This window comes from Streptomyces carpinensis (assembly GCF_002154505.1).
GTDB classification, from domain to species: Bacteria; Actinomycetota; Actinomycetes; order Streptomycetales; family Streptomycetaceae; genus Streptomyces; species Streptomyces carpinensis.
This window is the reverse complement of record NZ_MUBM01000726.1, coordinates 1-972: the sequence shown is the minus strand read 5'-3', so window position 1 is coordinate 972 and position 972 is coordinate 1. Positions and strand designations below refer to the sequence as shown.

The window sequence follows — 972 nt, the reverse complement described above, 5'->3', positions numbered from 1 at the left end:
GGCGCGCCGGGGCACGCGCATCTTCGGTGACGTCGGCTGGGACGAGACCGGCGCCTGGGACCTGGCGGCCCTGCCCGACCTGGAGCACTGCGAGGCGTTCCTCCCCAACGCCGAGGAGGCCATGCGCTACACGGACACCGACTGCCCGCGCGCCGCCGCCCGCGCGCTCACCGCGTTCGTGCCTGTCGCGGTGGTCACCCTCGGCGCGGAGGGTGCCTACGCCGTCGACCGCAGCGGGGAGACCGCCGAGGTGCCTGCCATCGCGGTCGAGGCCCTGGATCCCACGGGCGCGGGCGACGTCTTCGTGGCCGGCTTCGTCACCGGCACGCTGGCCGGCTGGCCCCTGGCCGACCGCCTCGCCTTCGCCGGTCTCACCGCGGCGCTGTCCGTGCAGGAGTTCGGCGGCTCACTGTCGGCGCCCGGCTGGTCCGAGATCGCGGCCTGGTGGCGCAAGGTCCACTCGGTGGACGGCCAGGACCCGGCGGCCCTGCGGCGGTACGCCTTCCTGGACGGTCTGGTGCCCGAGGCGAGCGTGGAGCCGTGGCCGCGGCGCAGGGCCGTACCGACCATCGGCTTCGGCAGGTCGGCGTGACCGGCCGCGGCCCGATCCGCCCCCTCGACCGCCTGAAGGGCATACCCGGGTGACCCCTGCCCGACGGCACGTCGACCGCTGCCCGACGGCACACCAGGTCACCGCCCCGGGCCGAGCCCGTGCCGGACCCCGCCATTGACAGATGACTTTTGCTGCTCAATTATCGGCGGAATCAAGCACGATTTTGCAGGCACGCACGATTATGCACGGGCTCCCGCACCTCCCTGACCCATGACTGCCTCCTGACCTCCTCCGTCGAAGGACATGCGTCGTGCGCAGACCAACACGCAGACCCCGAGTGCTTCTCGCCGCCCTCGCCCTGGCCCTCGCCGTCCCCGTCGGCCTCACCGCACAGGACCGGGCACAGGCCGCCCCCGCCC

The 972-nt window shown here is 73.7% G+C and carries 1 protein-coding gene; it reads left to right on the top strand.

Translation table 11 applies throughout. The annotated features are described in order from the left end of the window. A partial coding sequence (locus BZY54_RS48345) for a carbohydrate kinase family protein (RefSeq protein ID WP_244217724.1) occupies nucleotides 1-592 on the top strand: 592 nt, incomplete at its 5' end. Nucleotides 593-972 lie beyond the last annotated feature (380 nt).